General features: G+C 63.9%; 23 protein-coding genes. 11 read left to right on the forward strand and 12 right to left on the reverse strand.

From position 1 onward, the window contains the following. Positions 1-214: 214 nt before the first annotated feature. A complete protein-coding gene (locus tag CH275_RS07275) occupies positions 215-763 on the forward strand; it encodes a DUF3558 domain-containing protein (RefSeq protein WP_256990903.1) in 549 nt (182 codons plus the stop codon). Positions 764-789: 26 nt separating this feature from the next. After that, positions 790-1176 carry a hypothetical protein gene (locus tag CH275_RS07280; RefSeq protein ID WP_094676627.1) on the forward strand — a complete coding sequence of 129 codons (387 nt, stop codon included), beginning with the start codon at positions 790-792 and terminating at the stop codon, positions 1174-1176. On the opposite strand, the gene CH275_RS07285 is transcribed toward CH275_RS07280, so the two are convergent. Beyond that, positions 1173-1688, reverse strand: a complete 516-nt coding sequence (locus tag CH275_RS07285; RefSeq protein ID WP_094676629.1) for a GNAT family N-acetyltransferase — start codon at positions 1686-1688, stop codon at positions 1173-1175. The genes CH275_RS07280 and CH275_RS07285 overlap by 4 nt on opposite strands. Positions 1689-1968: 280 nt before the next feature. Here CH275_RS07285 and CH275_RS07290 point away from each other — a divergent pair, with 280 nt between their 5' ends. The 4 genes from CH275_RS07290 to CH275_RS07305 all read left to right on the forward strand — a co-directional run bounded on the left by CH275_RS07290 (position 1969) and on the right by CH275_RS07305 (position 5534). Then, positions 1969-2916 (forward strand): ABC transporter ATP-binding protein, encoded by a 948-nt coding sequence (locus CH275_RS07290; RefSeq protein ID WP_094677267.1) that lies wholly within the window; start codon positions 1969-1971, stop codon positions 2914-2916. Between the two features lie 9 nt (positions 2917-2925). After that, positions 2926-3708, forward strand: a complete 783-nt coding sequence (locus CH275_RS07295; protein WP_094676631.1) for an ABC transporter permease — start codon at positions 2926-2928, stop codon at positions 3706-3708. Positions 3709-3783: 75 nt separating this feature from the next. Continuing rightward, the gene (locus CH275_RS07300) at positions 3784-4929 is read left to right on the forward strand and encodes a sensor histidine kinase (protein WP_143546705.1); all 1146 of its coding nucleotides are present in this window, start codon (positions 3784-3786) and stop codon (positions 4927-4929) included. After that, positions 4926-5534, forward strand: coding sequence for a response regulator transcription factor (locus tag CH275_RS07305; protein ID WP_094676635.1), 609 nt, complete (start codon positions 4926-4928; stop codon positions 5532-5534). Before CH275_RS07300 ends, CH275_RS07305 begins: the two co-directional genes overlap by 4 nt. A gap of 1 nt (position 5535) precedes the next feature. On the opposite strand, the gene CH275_RS07310 is transcribed toward CH275_RS07305, so the two are convergent. Both CH275_RS07310 and CH275_RS07315 read right to left on the reverse strand, forming a co-directional pair. Then, positions 5536-6363 carry an SDR family oxidoreductase gene (locus CH275_RS07310; protein ID WP_094676637.1) on the reverse strand — a complete coding sequence of 276 codons (828 nt, stop codon included), beginning with the start codon at positions 6361-6363 and terminating at the stop codon, positions 5536-5538. 165 nt (positions 6364-6528) lie between these two features. Continuing rightward, positions 6529-7086: a helix-turn-helix domain-containing protein gene (locus CH275_RS07315; RefSeq protein ID WP_032378835.1), complete on the reverse strand. Its 558-nt coding sequence runs from the start codon at positions 7084-7086 to the stop codon at positions 6529-6531. A 66-nt stretch (positions 7087-7152) separates the two neighbouring features. Between CH275_RS07315 and CH275_RS07320 the strand changes: the two genes are divergently transcribed. The 3 genes from CH275_RS07320 to CH275_RS07330 all read left to right on the forward strand — a co-directional run bounded on the left by CH275_RS07320 (position 7153) and on the right by CH275_RS07330 (position 9369). After that, complete coding sequence (locus CH275_RS07320) at positions 7153-7851, forward strand: AzlC family ABC transporter permease (RefSeq protein ID WP_094676639.1); 699 nt, start codon at positions 7153-7155, stop codon at positions 7849-7851. Then, positions 7848-8159: an AzlD domain-containing protein gene (locus CH275_RS07325; RefSeq protein WP_094676641.1), complete on the forward strand. Its 312-nt coding sequence runs from the start codon at positions 7848-7850 to the stop codon at positions 8157-8159. Before CH275_RS07320 ends, CH275_RS07325 begins: the two co-directional genes overlap by 4 nt. 190 nt (positions 8160-8349) lie before the next feature. Then, positions 8350-9369, forward strand: coding sequence for a DUF5914 domain-containing protein (locus CH275_RS07330; RefSeq protein WP_179276029.1), 1020 nt, complete (start codon positions 8350-8352; stop codon positions 9367-9369). On the opposite strand, the gene CH275_RS07335 is transcribed toward CH275_RS07330, so the two are convergent. Both CH275_RS07335 and CH275_RS07340 read right to left on the reverse strand, forming a co-directional pair. After that, positions 9339-9833 carry an SRPBCC family protein gene (locus CH275_RS07335; RefSeq protein WP_094676643.1) on the reverse strand — a complete coding sequence of 165 codons (495 nt, stop codon included), beginning with the start codon at positions 9831-9833 and terminating at the stop codon, positions 9339-9341. The genes CH275_RS07330 and CH275_RS07335 overlap by 31 nt on opposite strands. Continuing rightward, the gene (locus tag CH275_RS07340) at positions 9830-10174 is read right to left on the reverse strand and encodes an ArsR/SmtB family transcription factor (RefSeq protein ID WP_094676645.1); all 345 of its coding nucleotides are present in this window, start codon (positions 10172-10174) and stop codon (positions 9830-9832) included. Before CH275_RS07340 ends, CH275_RS07335 begins: the two co-directional genes overlap by 4 nt. 226 nt (positions 10175-10400) lie before the next feature. On the opposite strand from CH275_RS07340, the gene CH275_RS07345 reads away from it, so the two are divergent. Then, complete coding sequence (locus CH275_RS07345) at positions 10401-10850, forward strand: Hsp20/alpha crystallin family protein (RefSeq protein ID WP_094677271.1); 450 nt, start codon at positions 10401-10403, stop codon at positions 10848-10850. A gap of 34 nt (positions 10851-10884) precedes the next feature. Continuing rightward, complete coding sequence (locus CH275_RS29400; RefSeq protein WP_179276030.1) at positions 10885-11058, forward strand: hypothetical protein; 174 nt, start codon at positions 10885-10887, stop codon at positions 11056-11058. 51 nt (positions 11059-11109) lie between these two features. On the opposite strand, the gene CH275_RS07350 is transcribed toward CH275_RS29400, so the two are convergent. The 7 genes from CH275_RS07350 to CH275_RS07380 are packed head-to-tail and all read right to left on the reverse strand — an operon-like array spanning position 11110 to position 17705. Beyond that, entirely contained in the window at positions 11110-11565 is a 456-nt protein-coding gene (locus CH275_RS07350) for a GNAT family N-acetyltransferase (protein WP_256990934.1), read from the reverse strand. Positions 11566-11573: 8 nt separating this feature from the next. Further along, positions 11574-13091: an NAD(P)/FAD-dependent oxidoreductase gene (locus CH275_RS07355; RefSeq protein WP_094676647.1), complete on the reverse strand. Its 1518-nt coding sequence runs from the start codon at positions 13089-13091 to the stop codon at positions 11574-11576. Continuing rightward, complete coding sequence (locus tag CH275_RS07360; RefSeq protein WP_094676649.1) at positions 13088-13825, reverse strand: class I SAM-dependent methyltransferase; 738 nt, start codon at positions 13823-13825, stop codon at positions 13088-13090. The genes CH275_RS07355 and CH275_RS07360 overlap by 4 nt, the downstream gene beginning before the upstream one ends. After that, positions 13822-14055, reverse strand: coding sequence for an RNA-binding S4 domain-containing protein (locus tag CH275_RS07365; RefSeq protein WP_094676651.1), 234 nt, complete (start codon positions 14053-14055; stop codon positions 13822-13824). The genes CH275_RS07360 and CH275_RS07365 overlap by 4 nt, the downstream gene beginning before the upstream one ends. Positions 14056-14098: 43 nt before the next feature. Then, complete coding sequence (locus tag CH275_RS07370) at positions 14099-16285, reverse strand: heavy metal translocating P-type ATPase (RefSeq protein ID WP_094676653.1); 2187 nt, start codon at positions 16283-16285, stop codon at positions 14099-14101. Beyond that, complete coding sequence (locus CH275_RS07375; protein ID WP_094676655.1) at positions 16282-17166, reverse strand: hypothetical protein; 885 nt, start codon at positions 17164-17166, stop codon at positions 16282-16284. The genes CH275_RS07370 and CH275_RS07375 overlap by 4 nt, the downstream gene beginning before the upstream one ends. A gap of 26 nt (positions 17167-17192) precedes the next feature. Then, complete coding sequence (locus CH275_RS07380; RefSeq protein ID WP_256990904.1) at positions 17193-17705, reverse strand: GNAT family N-acetyltransferase; 513 nt, start codon at positions 17703-17705, stop codon at positions 17193-17195. Positions 17706-17769: the final 64 nt, after the last annotated feature.

Genomic DNA, 17769 nt, shown 5'->3' on the forward strand with positions numbered 1-17769 from the left:
CTACCCAATATTCGGGGGCCAGCCCTACCGTCCACGACGCGCGAGGTACCTACGATGGCGGCACTGCGATCCACGCCCGGGATTGTCAAGGAAGCCCCGTCGGCGGTGCGTGGATCCCCACGAAGGGCGTGAATCCCAGCTCGACCGTCCCGGGAACCGATGACAGCTGGCCTGCGTCCAAGGAGATGGGACTTTCGCGAGAACAGGTGAGGCAATGCGTGGAGCACGTCGATGGATGCCGGCAGCATTGGTGCTTGTGCTGCTCACTGGCTGCTCAGGCGCCACTGCAGGTCAGGCGTCACCCGGGGTCCAGACCACCACCGCCGCGGCACCAGCTACGCCATGGGATCCCTGCACCATCCCCGACGAGGCCATCGAGCGAGCGGGATTGAACGTCGCCACCAAGGAGTCGGGAGTGTTCGGCCGGGATCAAAACGGATTCAAGATCTGTGGCTGGGAGAGCCAGCCATCGGATAGCAAGTACTACTTCTCGATATTCGTCGGATTGGAAGGTATCGACTACATCGACGATCCGAGCAAGTTCGACCGACTCCAGTCCGTCCGAGTGGGAACACGCGACGCCACTCAATATCAGCAGGTCGGTGCAGATGCGTCCCTCAATTGTGGCGCTGCCTTCACTGCTGGGACAGAACTGATCATGACGACATTGAACACGAGCGCATTGGTCGATCTCGTACCGTACGACCCTTGCACTGAACTCAGCGAACTCACCGCCAGCCTCGATTCCGAGCTACCCGACTAGACCTGCAATCCGAGGATGTTCAGACTATGACCGACGCCGATCCGAACCTCATCGCCCACTGGCAGGGCCTCAACGCTCAAGCGGAAGCCGGGATGATCACCATTCCAGCCGATGTGGCCGCGAAATGCGACGCCGCTTGCGTCACTTACCTCGAGCATCTCGACAAGATGAAGATCGACGCGAAAAAGCTGGCCGTAGTCGCTTCCTGGGGTGACTTACCGTCCGCGCAGGCGCTACGTGACAAGTTCCTCGCGAAAGCCACCGGCACCGATCGCTCTCTCGACGTGATTCTTCAGCAGCACATCGACGTTATCGAGTCGATGCGGATGCTCTTTCGGCGCTACTTCCACGAGACCGAGGCTGCCGACACCCAGACGTCTGCGAACATCACCGCACTCACTCCGGGAAGCTAGCACCGCAACGCTTTTCGATGGACTTCGACCTCGCGTTTGTCGTTGTCCAGTCGCCGTTCGACCGGCAGATAGCCGTGTGAACGCCACCATCCGATGCTCTCGACCATGCTCACCATCGGACCCACGAACACATGGGTACACCCCTGTGCCGCAAGAATGCGCTCGAGCTGCGCCAGCACGGGATTCGCCACACGATCGTGGCCCTCGTCGGCGTCGACGATCAGACTCCCCACCCACGGTTGACCTTCGCGGGGATGCGGAACCAGCAACGTCACCACTCCCACCATTCGTTCTGCGACACGAATCGCCAAACAATGCGAATTCTCCATCACCGTGTTGTGCCACAAGAACTTCTCGACATCCTCCGTGGTGAATGCGGTGACACCGGTGTGCAACGTACTCGCGTCGAGGAACTCGGGGTTGCTGTTGAACACCGCCAGGAAGTCCTCAGGACCATCGCCGCCCTCTACCTCGCGGACCGTATACGAACCCGCGTCGAATCCGATTTCCATCACGCCACGATAAGTCCACTACCCAATCCACGCCCTTCATCGTCATTCACGCCCGCTCCAGGCGGTGTGAATCCCCGCGAAGGGCGTCAATCTCGGCATCGGGGCACTCACGTGACACCTGGTCCATAGATGCACATGACAGTTGTCAGCAGTTCGTCATGACGGCGAAAACGACGTGCCATTTCGCGTTGACCTGCGCTTTCTCCGAGGTGAAGAGTCCGATGTGTCGCCGAAGTACACGACCGAAGACGCACTGACGACAGAGCGAAGGGAATTGCAGATGATCACGCAGAATTCGACTCGCACCGAGGCGGTGGGTACCGAGACAGCACTCGCGGTACACGCCACCGGTGTCCACAAGTCGTTCAGCGACTCCACGGGCTCGAAGTTCCGCGCCGTTCGCGAGTTGAACCTCTCGATTCCCCGCGGGCAGGTTGTGGCGTTTCTCGGGCCTAACGGCGCAGGCAAGAGCACGACCATCGACATGATCCTCGGACTCACCGAACCGGACGGCGGCACCATCGAGGTGCTCGGCACCGACCCGCTGACCGCCGCGTCGACAGGACGCAGCGCAGCGGTACTGCAGTCCGGTGGACTGTTGCCGGACGTCACCGTCGGCGCACTGGTCGCGATGATGGGCTCGCTGTACATCGGGGCCGATCCTGCCGCCGCGATCGCACGCGCCGGACTCGGTGAACTGGTGAATCGACGCGTATCGAAATGCTCTGGTGGCGAACAGCAGAAGGTGCGGTTCGCTCTCGCGCTCCTGTCCGACCCCGAACTGCTGCTGCTCGACGAACCGACCGCCGGTATGGATGTCACTGCACGCAAGCACTTCTGGCAGGCGATGCACGCACAGGCAGCCAACGGCACCACCGTCATGTTCGCAACCCACTACCTCGAAGAGGCACAGGACTTCGCCGATCGCATCGTCGTCATCGTCGACGGAGCCCTCGTCGCCGACGGCACGGTTGCCCAGATCAAGGCCACCGTCTCAAATCGGACCGTCGACGCCAACCTGCCACGCTCCGAGGCCGAATTCGTTGCAGGGCAGACCGGCTCGCGGCTGCAGGAACTCGCCAACGGCCGGTTCCGCTTCGTGTGCACCGATACCGATCCCGTGGTGCGCGCACTGAGCACGTCGACCTCCGCGACAGATATCGCGATCGTGTCGGCCTCACTCGACGAAGCGTTCTCCGCGCTGACCGACCGCACCCCCCAGAACTGAGGACATCCGATGACCACCACAACCTCACTACGCCCCCGCCGCGGCCTGCACCACACCTTCGTACTGCACGACATCCGCAGGCAGATCACCCCACAGAATCTGATCTTCACCGTCGCGCTGCCCGCCGTGCTCTACCTCGCCCTGTTCCGCGTCGTCGAGCCCAGCGCCGGAGTCGACCTGCCGCACGGCAACTTTCAGGCCTGGATGATTATCGGAATCGCCGTCTACGGTGCGTCTATCGGCACCATCTCGCGGGCCGCGGGCATCTCGAACGAGAAGGCCAACGGTTGGCTGCGGACAATTCGCCTGTCGCCCTTGGGTGCCGGCGGCTACGTCGCATCGCGCATCATTGCCTGCCAGGTGTACGCGGCCATCCCGGTCATCGTGGTCGGCATCCTCGGAGCACTCACCGGAGCCCGCGCCGACGCGATCGTCTGGATCACCGGCCTCGTCGTGGCCTGGATCGGATCTGCCATCTTTTCCGCTCTCGGCCTCGTGCTGGGAATGCTGCTGCCACCCGAGGTGGTCACCCACGTTCCCGGCGTCGTCATGACCGGCCTCGCCTTCCTGGGCAACATCTTCATCCCGCTCTCGGGTGGCATGCTCGCCGTCGCACAGGTGACACCGCTTTACGGTGTCGCGACACTGGCCCGCTACGCGCTGACCGACGGCTACAACCTCGACGGATCCCACGCCTCGCTCGCAGGTGCCCTCATCAACGTCGCAGCCTGGTTTTTCGGATTCTCCTTCGCCGCCGTCCGCCGATTCGCTGGGGCGACCGGACGCCAGTGACATACAGGTCACGGTTGCCCTGCGCGGAGGCGTCGTCGATAGTGTGTGGGTTCCTCACCGGAGAAAGTGACAGCAGTGACCTTGCAGAAAATCGATGCCCGACGCGACGAGCGGTTCCCCAGCGCGTTGGTCGCGTTCATTGCGAGTTGGTTCGTCGTCGCGTTGTTCACATTCATCGCTCTCACCACCGTGTTCGATCATCGACAGATCATCGGATACTGGCTTGCTCTCCTCGCCGCAGCGATGGTCGTCTTCATTGCGGTGATCCTGGTGCTGACGCAACGCATGTCGGTACTGGGACGCGTCGATTCCCGGCTGACGGTGGCGGCATGGATCGCAATTCCGCTCGGCATCGTCCTCGTCCCGCTTTCCGAGGTATGGGAGATGAGCGCGATGTCGGTCGCGATCGCGGCGACCTTGGTACGTGGACGTTGGGCACCAGCCGTCGTCGGCGGTGTGTTCGTCATTGCGACCGTTGTCACTGTCGGCGTGGACCGCGCTGACCCCCTACAGGCGTTCGGAATCACGTTGTTCAACACGTGTACGACTGTGGTGCTGATCGTACTCACCGAGCTTGCACTGGCACTCGATGCTTTGCGGGCGTCTCGTGAACAGGTCGCACGACTGCTGGTCGACGCTGAGCGCCATAGGATTTCGCGGGATTTGCATGACGTCATCGGCCGAACTCTCGTGACCGCGCAGCTACGCAACCAGGCTGCACTGCAGATGTTCGAGAACCAGCCGGAGAAGGCCCGCGAACAGCTCGGGCATGTGCACGACGTTCTCAACAGTGGTCAGGCCGATCTCAGGAGGATTACCAGCGGACCCATCCTCGACGACTTCGTGTCGGAGCTGGCAGCCGTCGAAGCGATGTGTGCCCGGTTGGGCATCGACTGCCTCACCTCGGTGGAAGCCCCGCCGGGCAGCGACGTGGACCGCATCTTCGCCGCCGTCGTACGCGAATCGTCCACCAACATGCTCAAGCATGCTCACCCACGCAGGTGCACCGTTCGAGTCACCGCCGAGAAGGACTGCGACGTCTTCGAGTTCACCAACGACGGCGTCACCCGTGAGGAGACCGACGCAGGTACGGGAACCGGGATTGCCGCACTGACCCGTCAGGTCGAGGACGTGGGAGGCAGATTCACAGCCGGTAAGACGCCGTCGGGCACCGAGTTTCGAGTCGTGGCAATAATCCCGCGGAAGGGGGCCGATGCATGACGATCACCGTGTTGCTTGCCGAGGACGTCGCTCTATTGGCCGAAGCCTTCGAGGTGTTGTTGTCCACCGACCCGGACATCGAGGTGGTCGGACGAGTGTCCCGAGGCGACGAGGTCTGCGAGGCCACCACCAGGCTCCGGCCCGACGTCATTCTGATGGACATCGATATGCCCGGGATGACGGGTATCCAGGCGACAGCGGCCCTTCGAGCTGCGGACAACCGCACACCAGTTCTATTGCTGACCGCCTTACCCGGCAGCGGACATGTGCACGATGCCTTGGCCGCTGGAGCGAATGGGTATCTCCTCAAGAGCACGGACGCGGTGCACCTTTTTGCCGGCATCAAAGCTGTGCATTCCAAGCACACCGTAATCGATCCCGCGCTTGCCGCCGAAGCATTGCGCGCCGGGCCGAATCCCTTGCGAGAGCGCGAACTCGACGTGTTGCGGCTCGTCGATCAAGGGTTGTCCACCAAGCAGATCGGCGGACGCTTGTTCCTCAGCCCCGGAACCGTACGCAACTATCTCTCGAGCACCATCACCAAGTTGGACGCAAGCAGTCGTCTCGAGGCAATCAAGTCCGCACGTGAGAACGGGTGGCTGTAGGTCAGCCCCCGTGCGCCTCGACGGCCACGGGCTGCCATTCGCGCCAGTTGGCCAGTCGCGACTCGTAGTCCTTCGTCGCGATCTGCAGCGGAGCCTCGCCGAAAAAGACTCGCAATGGCGGCTTTTCGGCATCGATAACCTTCAGCAGTGCCGACCGTGTTGCGCTCGGATCGCCAGGAGTTGCCTGCCGGGCACTGCGCAGTTTCGCGGCCTTGTCACGAATCGCGTCGTACGCGGCGATGTCGGTGGACTTCTTCGCGGACGGGCCGGACCAGTCGGTGGAGAACCCACCCGGCTCGATCAGCGTCACATGGATACCGAAGTCCTCGACCTCCTGGGCCAAAGCCTGACTGAATCCCTCGAGGGCCCACTTGGAGGCGTGGTACGCACCGACATTCGGGAATGCGGAGATTCCGCCGATGGACGACACCTGCAAGATGTGGCCACTGCCCTGCTCACGCATGAATGGCAGCGCCGCCTGCGTGACCCACAGCGCACCGAAGACGTTGGTCTCGATCTGCGCGCGGGCGTCCTCCTCCGAGAGTTCCTCGATCATGCCGAACTGGCCGTAGCCGGCGTTGTTGATGACGATGTCGAGTGAGCCGAACTTGTCGTGGGCCTGCTGCACTGCCGCGAAGTCTGCGGCGCGGTCGTTCACGTCCAGTTCGATCGGCAGAATCGCATCGCCGTACTGCTCGACGAGATCCTTCAAGGTGTCTGTGTTGCGGGCGGTTGCCGCCACGCGGTCGCCGCGCTCGAGGGCTGCGATCGCCCACTCGCGTCCGAACCCCTTGGACGTACCGGTGATGAACCATGTCTTCGCTGCCATGAAACTCGTCCCTTCGCTACACGGACAAAAGTAGGGACGACGTCCGCTGCAAACGCCTCTCGGCGAGTGGTCGCTCGTAGCGACAAATGGGGTGAGGCCCGGGGCTTGCCAAGCGAACGCCGTCAGGGGTTCCAACGAGGCACCCCCGCCGACTATTCCCACCCGTCAGCTGTGTTCGGTGATCATCACCGCCATGGTGTTCGGCTCCAACGCCTCGAAGATGTGTGGCACATCGCCGGGGTAGGCGACGTAGTCTCCCGGGGCCAGTTCGACGGCCTCACCCGTCGGACCCACCAGGGCTCGTCCTGCGCTGAGCACCACATGCTCGACGACATTCGGCGAGTGCGGGTCCGAGCGCCTCGGTTCGCCGACATCCGCGCTGATCAGATAGATGTCCCGCCGAGCGTTCGGCGGAGACGACGCCAGCAGCGTCGCCGTGTAGTCCGCCCTGTCCGACGCGAATCTCGGCCCCTCTCCCGCACGGATCAGGCGGACCGACTGCTTCGCGGGCTCGACCAGTCTGGAGAACGGCACGCCCAGGGTGACGCTGAGCGCCCAGAGGGTTTCGAGACTCGGATTGCCGGTGCCCGATTCCAGTTGCGACAGAGTCGATTTGGCAATACCAGCTCGGCGGGCAACTTCGGCGAGGGACAGGCCGACGCGTCGCCTCTCCTGCTGCAGAGCAGCAGCGATGGCCGCGATCGGTGGGCCGGTATCCGCCATTCGTTCACTCCATCGGTACGTGCGTTTGATTTGACGAACAGCCTAACATCGTCCACTATAACGACCATGCGTTCGACATGGCGAACCCTCCAGGGGGTCAATCTCCGCGACATCGCACTGGTCTGCCTGGCCGACGCCTTGGTCGGGGCATCGTTCGGTGCCATCTCGGTAGCCGCGGGCCTGCCCCTGTGGTTGCCGGTCGTGATGTCACTGGTGGTCTTCGCGGGCTCCTCCCAGTTCATCTTCGTCGGCATCATGGCGGCCGGCGGCAATCCCGTTGCCGCAGTGGCCAGCGCCTTGCTCGCCAACACCCGACTGGTTCCGCTCGGCTTCTCCATCGGGGAGGTGTTTCGGAACGTCTCCCCACTGAAGCGGCTACTCGGAACCCACCTCATCACCGACGAGGCGGTGGCCTTCAGTGTTGCCGAGAAGGACGAAGGCAACCGTCGAACAGCGTTTTGGCTGTGCGGGATCGGACTGTTCGTCACGTGGAACATCGGCGTCCTGATCGGCACCCTGGGCGGTGGAGCGATCACCGATACCGCCGCACTCGGTCTCGACGCCGCATTCCCGGCGATTCTGCTGGGACTGATCATGCCCGCCCTCCGAGACAGAGCCACTCGCAACGCAGCCCTTCTCGGAGCGGGTATCGCCCTCGTCGCGTCGATGTTCTTGCCGAGTGGGCTGCCCGTGCTTCTTGCTCTGGTCGCGGTCGTCCCGGCCATGCTGTCCAATACTCCTGCCGCAAGGAAGGAATCTGCATGAGCCTCACGATTCCCCTCATCGCCCTGATCATCGGCACCTACGGGCTCCGCATCGCGGGACCCGCCCTGCGCACTCGAATCACCATTTCCGCGCGAATCGACAATGTGATGACCACTGCCGTCGCCGTCATCTTCGTGGCACTGGTCGCCACATCGACGCTCCTTGTCGGCAGGGACTTCGCTGGATTCGCACTACCTGCAGGCGTCGCCGTAGCTGCCCTGCTCGCCTGGCGACGGGCACCGTTCGTCGTGATCGTCATCGCGGCGGCCGCAACAACAGCAGCCCTCCGCTGGTTCGGAATCAACTGACCATCCGCACACGAGCCACATCCGCCGACACACCCGAATCCGCCTCGCGCGCTCCTCGACACCACACACCCGAGTCCACTCGATGTGACATCGACCCCCGAAAAGGCCACCAGATGTCACATCGAGTGGAGCGGAACGGGAACAATGGGGAAGGAACACGGGAAAACGACTGTCGACTTTGGGAGCAGCAATGACCGCGCTGGATGCAGTACGACGACGGTGGCCGAAGACGATGCCTCTGCAGCCGTTGCCGTCGGAGTCGTGGGCCAAGCAGGAGCCCACCTGGAAGGGCGCGAATCCCCAGGTCATCGAGTCTGCTCTCAAGCGTGCGAAGACGCGCACCTCGGGCAACTGGTTCGTGTTCGCCGCCAGTCGCGACGTCAAGGCCGACAAGCCGTTCGGTCGCTATGTGGGCACCACCGAACTGGTTGCCTGGCGTGACTCTGCGGGCAAGGTGCACATCGGCCCCGGCGCGTGTCCGCATCTCGGTGCCGCGTTGGACACGGCGAAGATCGAGTGCGATGCGTTGGTGTGTCGTTGGCACGGTCTTGCGCTCGGGCCGAAGGGCAAGGCCGGTTGGCGTCCGGTTCCCGCATTCGACGACGGGGTTCTGGTGTGGGTTCGGCTCGACGAGCTCGGCGGTGAGGAGCCGACGCCCGTTCCCGTGGTCCCGATTCGTCCGCCCGCATCGACCGCCATCGCCGGGGTGGTCACTCTCGTCGGCAAGTGCGAGCCCGACGACATCATCGCCAATCGTCTCGATCCCTGGCACGGCGCGTGGTTCCACCCGTACTCCTTCGCACGCCTGAAGGTGGTCAGTGCGCCCACCGAGATCGACGTGCCCGACGAGGACGATCGCTTTCTCGTCGACGTGACCTTCCGAGTCAGCCGTGGCGTCGGAGTTCCGGTGCGGGCCGAATTCGTCTGCCCGGGCCCCCGCACCATCGTCATGCGCATCCTCGACGGCGAAGGAGCGGGCAGCGTCGTCGAGACGCACGCAACCCCACTCTCGCCCGCGCCCGACGGGACCCCGCGCACCGCCGTCATCGAAGCGACCATCGCCAGCTCCGATCGCCCGGGATTCCAGATGGCACGCAAGGTATCCGGGTTGCTACGGCCGGCGATGAATTTCACCGCCGCACGCTTGTGGAAGGACGATCTGGATTACGCCGAACGCCGTTACGAACTGCGCTCGACGGGGCGGGCCTGACCCTCGACGAACTCAGCGAGTTGACCTATGACGGTTCCCCAACCGTCGTGGAATCCGTACTCCTCGTGCATTTTTCGGTCTTCTTCGTTGCGATGCATCACGTGCGCGTGATACTCCGTTCCGTCGGAGTGGTCGGAGAAAGTGATCACCGCGGTCATGAAGAGCTGCGGTGCCGGGCGCCAACCTTCGACGAGGGAGTTGGTGAACACGATGCGCTCACCGTCGTCCACGGCAAGAAAACAACCGTCGATATGGGGCTCGTACGGACCGCCGGATTCGCTGATCAGCGTGCGGAAAGCACCACCGGGCTTCGGATCCCAGGCAGCGACTCGACACAGCGCGGGCTCTGGAATCCACCACTTCTCGAATTTGGACGAGTCCACCCAGGCGTCCCATACGGCGGCGCGCGGAGCCTTGATGATGCGGGAGATGGTCAGGTCAAGAGCAGGATCGATCGATGTCATTGCGCTTCACTTACTTTCGAGGTATCGGTGACGAAGTGTTCGAGGCGATCGGTGCGAGATTCCCAGACGGCCCGCTGTTCCAGGAGCCAGTGACCGGCCACGTCCAAGTTGGCTCGCTCGATCGTGCACGCACGGACGCGGCCGACCTTGCGGGTACTGATCCAGCCACTGCGCTCGAGCAGGTGAATGTGTTTCATGAAGGACGGCAGGGTCATGTCGAACGGTTCGGCGAGCTCTCCCACGGTTGCCGGTCCCGACCCGAGCCGACCCAGAACCGCGCGCCGAGTCGGATCGGCCAGCGCCTGGAACACGTCGTCGAGAACCGTCGAATACTGAGCCATAGGGCACACTATCCCTGGCGCATCACTTAGCGCAAGAGCAAAGTAACAAACCGCTGCCTTCTGCAGCGACCCTCACTGCAGCGCAGCACTATTGGTGCTGAAAAATTTCTGAGAACCTCCGAATTCTTCTTGGCACTCGCAGGGGGAGAGTGCTAATTTCTGTTCTGCACAGTCAAGAGCGACTCGCCACAGGGGCGAGTGCATCTGGGTACAGGAGGTGGTTGCTGTGCTTCGTTTCGATCCGTTCCGTGATGTCGAATCCCTCACCTCGGCGATGCTGGGTGCCTCGTCCGGTTCGGACCGCGCCCCGCGGTTCATGCCGATGGACCTGTACAAGGTCGATGATCACTACGTGCTCAGTGCCGACCTCCCCGGTGTCGACCCCGGATCGATCGACGTCGACGTCGATCGGGGCACCCTTACACTCACCGCTCATCGATCTACTCCGGAAAGCACTGGCGTGCAGTGGATTACCTCGGAGCGCTTCGCCGGCACGTTCAGGCGCCAGGTTGCGCTGGGAGACGGCGTCGATACCGAGCGCATCTCCGCGTCCTACGACAATGGCGTTCTGTCGGTCACGATCCCACTCGCGGAGCGTGCGAAGCCGCGAAAGATCGACATCGCTCGCACCGAGTCGACAGGCGAGCAGAAGTCCATCGAACACGAACCGGCCTGAACCGACCACGACACGGCAGTGGGGGTGATGTGCAATGGAATCCGATGCAGTGGTGTGGGCGGAATCGACCGACCGTGAGCAGTGGTGGCGCACGGTGGTGGGCACCGAGACGAGCATGAGGGAATGTTCGACGGCCGATGTGCTCGATCAGTGTCGAGCCGAGCCTCTCGACGACGATCTCTACCCGCACGTACAGCACGCAGCCTGATGAGAAGGGCCGGCACCGAACACTCCGTGCCGGCCCTTCTCATCGGAACATCTACAGGGACAACGAAAAGAAGGTGCTCGACGGATCCAGCACATAGTCCGCGAAGGGCGGGCACTCGACGAATCCGTGGCGCACATACAGCCTGCGGGCGGCAGCGAAATAGTCCTGGGTTCCCGTTTCCAGGCTCACCCGCACGTACCCGCGACGACGCGCATCGTCGAGCACGTGCACGAGCAGACTCGACGCCACTCCGCGTCCCCGCGCCTCCGCCGACGTGCGCATCGACTTCAACTCGCCGTGCTCAGGGTCGAGTTCCTTCAGCGCTGCAATGCCCCAGAGCGTGTTCACATCCCATACTGTCCACACCGTGACATCCGGTCCGCTCAGACCGGAGAGATCGAGGGCGTGCACACTCTCGGCAGGCGAGGTGGCGTGCATGTCCTCGAGATGCTCGGTGAGCAGTGCATGCACTTGCGGACGCGACAGATCGTCGACCTCGATCCGCAGCTCCGACGTCACCGGTTCACAAGTTTTTCGATGGCATCGAACATCTTGAATCGTCCACTCGTGGGCACAGTTTCGATGTCGTGGCCAGCGATACCCCAGCTCGCAAGAAGGGTGTTCGCAGCCTGCAACCCGGTGGTGGCCGCACGTTCCATCAACGCCACCGGCAGATCGATGCGGATGCCGTCACCCGCGAGTACCAGCGCAGGTTCGGGAGTGCGGACCGTAGGCCGTTCGGCGAAAGCGCCGAGGCCGAACATCGGGCAGTCGTCCCGCCATTCGGACCGCTCGGCAACCACCTTTGCTGCGGCCGTTTCCGGATAGATCTCGTGCATCCTGTCCATCAGCTGCTGCCGCGTGACCTCCTCGGATTCCTCGGCGGCGTAAGCGTGCAGTTCGACGACGGAGCCGCCGGTGCGGGCAGCCCATTGCGCGGCCTCGTCCTCGAAACGTTCGAGCACACTGATGTTGTCGATCGGGGGCATTCCGCCGGTGCCGATGAAGGCAGGTCGATCTGCGTTGACGGCCTTGCTCAACCACACTCGGTGCACCAGAAACGGTGGTGTGTTCTGCAGCGCAGCAACCTGTTCCCGCCACGCGGACGTCCCGAGCTCGGGTGACTGCACGAGCACGCTCTGCAATCCGGCGATGTCAGCGGCGAGAACCACAGCGTCGGCATCGATGATTCCGCCTGCATCGACGCGGAACTTACGCAGCCCGCCGCGGGTGATCTCACCGCACGGGGTGGAAGTCCTGATCTCGACACCGAGTCCGGTGAGGTACTCCCCCAGCGGGTTCCACAGCGCCTGCGGATACGGGTCGCGTGGAACGTCGAAGATCAACCCCTCGGAGGAGCCTAGGAAGTAGATGTGGAACATCATCGCCAGCTCCGCAGCGGACATCTTCTCGGGGTCGGCGAAGAAGCTTCGAGAGAACACACCGAAGGCGAGGTGCCGCGCCGCCTCTGGAAAGTTGATGTTGCGCAGGAATTCTGCGGCCGGGGTGGTGTCGAGCTCGTCGAACGTCTTGGGCACGCTCACCGTCATCAGCGGCAGTGCCGCGATGCCGTTGAGGTCGGTCAGGTCCTTCCACCGGAACGTCGGACTGCGCTTGACGAACGCGAAGGCGTTGAGCGGCGGCGTATCGGGTAGACCCTTGAATCCGTCGATTCGGCCGTCGCCGTCTATCAACGGGTAGTCGTCCACCGGACGCAACCGGGCCAACGCGGGATCTGTGCGGCGCAACAGGTTTCGTAGGTTGTAATACTGCCGAAAGAACGCGTGGAAGCCGCGGCTCATGGTCGCGGGCGACCCGTCCTCCAGCGTCGTGTCCCACCCGCCGACGCGGCCACCGAGGTAGCTCTCGCGCTCGACCACGTGCACCTTCACACCACGTTCGGCCAGAGCTGTCGCGGCACTCAGCCCGGCGATGCCACCACCGACCACCACCACATGCGGCACGTCCGCCAGCTGACCCGCATCCGAGTATCCCTGCGGCGCAGAATGTGTGACCCTTTTCGAATCGGTCAACGCTCTTCCTCCGTGGGACGAGAGCCGAGGAACGTGTGCACCACACCGTTCTGCCATCCGGTCATCGTCTCTCTGGCGATGCCGGTATAGCCGGCGCGCTGCATCCGCCGCATGAAGGCCGACGCGCCGTCGAACGTCACAACGCTTCGCCACAGGTGCCGGTACAGCGTGGCGTCGCGTGTCGCCAGCCACCCGAGCGGAATGATGATTCCCCAGCTCACCACGTTCCAGGAGATCCTGGCCCGGAGCGAATCGTGTACCGAGTACTCGTGGAACGCGATGGTCGATCCCGGACGCAGCAGCGACAGAAGCGATTTGAGCTCGGTGTCCGGTTCGTCGACGTTCCTGATGAGGTACGCGGCCAGGATTGCGTCGAACGGTCCGTCGACCCCGTTGACCGCCAGGTCCTCGACACGCGAGTGCACGAACGTCACGTTCGACGGCCAGTCCTTGCTGCGGGCCACGTCGAGCATTTCGGCGGACGCATCGGCGGCGACGATCTGGGCATGCGGCGCGGCTTCGAGCAGTGCGGCAGTGGATGCACCTGTGCCGCAGCCGATGTCGAGAAGGCGGAGGCCGGCACCGAGATCAGGGATCCGCAGGCGTTGAGCCGACTTGAGCAGGTGGTCGTGATAGCCGGGGTTCGCTCCGACGAGTCGGTCGTACGCCTTTGCGCCGACATCGAATGCTCCGGGGACTTCGTTGCGCGGCAGTCCGCTCTTACCGACCTTCACAGTGCCTCTTCCTTGCTCACGCGGGCAGAAGGCCCGCCCTGGACCGATACGACGTCACCGTGGTGCAACTGCCGTCCGCGCCGCACGTCCACATCCCCGTTGACACTGACCAAACCGTCGGCGATCACGCCCTTCGCCTCGGCACCGGACTCGATGAGGTTGGCGAGCTTGAGGAATTGACCCAATCTGATCGATTCGTCGCGAATGGGGACATCGTGTGCGTCGGACATGGCTCCATCCTGTACTAGCAAGCCGTTCGCTGCTACCAACCAGTCACATCGACGAACGGAACCGGCGCAATCGCAGGCTGTTGCTCACCACGAATACCGAGGACAGTGCCATCGCGGCACCGGCGAGCATCGGGTTGAGCAGGCCGGCAGCGGCCAGCGGCACAGCCGCGACGTTGTAGGCGAAGGCCCAGAACAGGTTGCCCTTGATGGTGCTCAGCGTGCGTCGTGAGAGCCGAATGGCGTCTCCCACGGCCCGCAGATCACCGCGCACCAAGGTGAGATCACTGGCCTCGATCGCCACATCGGTGCCGGTCCCCATCGCGAGGCCCAGGTCGGCCATGGCCAGCGCGGCCGCGTCGTTGACGCCGTCGCCGACCATCGCGACGACCTTGCCCGACGCCTGCAGTTCACGAACGGCTTCGACCTTGCCCGACGGCAGAACGCCCGCGATGACCTGGTCGATTCCCACCTCGGTCGCGATCGTGCGCGCGGCGGCCTCATTGTCGCCGGTCAGCATGACGGGAGTCAGGCCGAGTGCCCGCAGTTCCGCGACGGCCTGCTTCGAGGTCGGCTTGACCGAGTCGGCGACCACCAGCACTCCGCGGGCCCTGCCGTCCCAGCCGACGGCGACTGCAGTGCGTCCTTCACGTTCGGCGGTCTCGAAGGCGTCCGCCAATTCTGTCGGCAGGGGCATCGACCAGTCGGCCAACAACGAGCGACGCCCGATGACCGCGGCACGACCGCCCACGACGCCCTGCACCCCGAGGCCTTCGACGTTGGTGAATTCTTCGACCGCCATGGACCGGGTCGAACCCGCGATGGCACGGGCGATGGGGTGCTCCGAACCCGATTCCAACGCTGCCGCCACGGCACGGACCACGTCCTCGTCCTCGCCGTCGGCCACGTGCACCGAGTGCAGTGTCATCTCGCCGGTGGTGACGGTTCCCGTCTTGTCCAGCACGACGGTATCCACTCGGCGGGTGGATTCGAGAATCTCCGGGCCCTTGATCAGGATGCCGAGTTGCGCAGCCCGGCCGGTGCCGACCATCAGCGCAGTGGGCGTGGCCAATCCGAGTGCGCAAGGGCACGCGATGATGAGCACCGCAACCGCAGCCGTGAACGCACCTGCTGCGGAACTGCCCGCACCGAGCCAGAATCCGAGTGTGGCGACCGAGATCGCGATGACGATCGGCACGAAGATGCCGGAGATGCGATCGGCCAAACGCTGTGCCTGCGCCTTACCCGTCTGCGCGTCCTCGACCGCCTTCGCCATCTGCGCCAACTGGGTATCTGCGCCGATTCGGCTTGCCCGCACTGCGATTCGGCCACCGACGTTGACCGTTGCACCGACCACGGCGTCGCCGACGCCGACTTCCTCGGGCACGGACTCACCCGTCAGCATCGATCGGTCGACGGCGGAGGACCCACTCTCGACGATGCCGTCGGTGGCCACCTTCTCACCCGGGCGGACGACGAACAGATCGCCGACGGCCAACTGCTCGATCGGAATCTGTTGTTCTTCATCACCTTTCAGAACCGAGACCGTCTTGGCACCGAGGTCCATCAGCGCACGCAACGCTGCCCCGGCCTGACGCTTGGATCGACTTTCGAACCAGCGGCCGGCGAGAATGAACGTGGTCACGCCCGCCGCGGCCTCGAGGTAGATGTTGTTCGCCCCGTCGGTCCGCGCGATCGTGAACTCGAAGGGGTGCGTCATACCGGGTGTTCCTGCGGTTCCGAAGAACAGTGCGTACAACGACCATCCCAGCGCAGCAAGGGTTCCCATGCTGACGAGGGTGTCCATGGTCGAGGTGCCGTGCCGCAGGTTGGTCCACGCGGCGCGATGGAACGGCCATGCCCCCCACACGACGACGGGCGCAGCGAGAGTCAACGAGAGCCACTGCCAGTTGGTGAACTGCAACGCCGGAATCATCGCCATCGCGATCACCGGCACGCTGAGCACCGCCGACACGATCAGCCGCTGTTTCAGTGGGTCGGTGGGAAGCTCGGCGGCAGGCTCGGCGGCAGGCACAGTGGCGGTGTATCCGGCGGCTTCGACGGCCGCGATCAAATCCTCGGTGGCCACGCCGTCACTGGTGACGCGTGCCTTCTCGGTGGCGTAGTTGACCGTCGCCGAGACCCCGTCGAGCTTGTTGAGCTTGCGTTCGATGCGGTTGGCGCACGACGCACAGGTCATGCCACCCAGGATCAGTTCGGTTTCCTGGCTCATGCCTGCCCCTCCCGTACTTCGATGGTGAATTCGGCCGTGTGCACGACGCCTGCGTGCTGGAAGTCCAGATAGAGCGCATATGTTCCCGCGGTCGGTGCATCGACGGTGAAGTCGACCGTCGGACCGGGCGGCCCGTCCTCGGGGTGTACGTGCAGGTAGGCCAGGTCGTCGGCCCGCAGTGCCACCAGATGTCCGTAGGCACCGAGGTACGGCTCGAGGTCGGTGACCTCGCGGCCGTCCTGCTCGATCGTCAGGGAGACGGTCGAGTTCGTGCCCGCGGTCACCGCACCGGCGAGCGTCACGGTGTAACCGTCGACCCTCGATGTCACATTCGGTGGACTCAGGGGCTGCGGCCGATAGTCGCCGGGCACGGTCAGCTCTGCCCCCAGGGTGATGTTCTCTCCACCGGCCGGAGTGAAGTCCGCGAACAGACGGTACGGCCCGGGCCGGGTGAGATCGAGAGCCGTCGACCACGTCCCCGACGCGTCACGCGTCGGATGTACGTGCTGAAAGTCCGTCAGATCGCGACGCACGACGACGAGGTGCAGTTGCTTGGTGTGCATGTCGTCGTAGTCGGTCAGAACAGCCCCGTCCGGTCCCCGGATCGTGAAAGCGACCGGTACGGCCGGGCCGGACTCCACGACGGATCGATCGAGCCCGAGGGTGTAGCCGTCCTGGGTGGCCTGTAGCCCGGCCGGAATCGAGGTCGACTCGGGTGCTTCGTGCGAATCGTGACCGGTGTGCGGGGCCGCGGTGGCGGCCGGGGCGTCGGGCCCGATCGTGTCTCCGACGAACAGGGCAGCAAGGAACAGAAATGCGATCCCTACGAAGAACCCGACGAGTTTGGTGGGGGCGTCGAGTTCCTGCCGTCCTGAGTTCATAGGCCTACCCTACCCCCCCAGGGTATCTAAGCGGTAGGTTCGAGTTGCATCTTGTAGCCGACGTGCGAGTCGACGAAGCCGAGACGGGTGTAGAAGCGATGCGCGTCCGTGCGACTGACGTCGGAGGTCAGCTGCACCAGGGCGCATCCCTGCCGCGCGGCCTCGTCGATCGCCCACCTGATCAGCACACCGCCCAGTCCCCGGCTGCGCCACCGACCGTCCACTCGAACTGCCTCGATCTGCGCCCGCAACGCGCCCCCTCGCGCCAGCCCGGGAATGAGGGTCAGCTGCAGCGTTGCCACCACCGCGTCACCGTGCACCGCGACTACCTGCAGGTTCCGTGGGTCCGATGAGATGTGCTCGAGCGCAGCGCGATACCGATCCATGTCGTCGGCCGACTCGCGCACTGCGCCCAACGGGTCGTCGACCAGCAGCGCCACGATCGAATCCAGGTCCGACGCCACAGCCTCGCGCAGAACGCAGGTCGATCCATCGATCAGGTCGAATTCCATCGATGTCATTCGGGGGTGAATTGCCATGCGCACGACGGTAAATGATGCGCTTTGTAACGCGAACGATCCGATGGACGAAATGTCGGGTAAC

The sequence above is a fragment of the Rhodococcus sp. 06-235-1A genome, from assembly GCF_002258785.1.
In the GTDB taxonomy this organism is placed as follows: Bacteria; Actinomycetota; Actinomycetes; order Mycobacteriales; family Mycobacteriaceae; genus Rhodococcoides.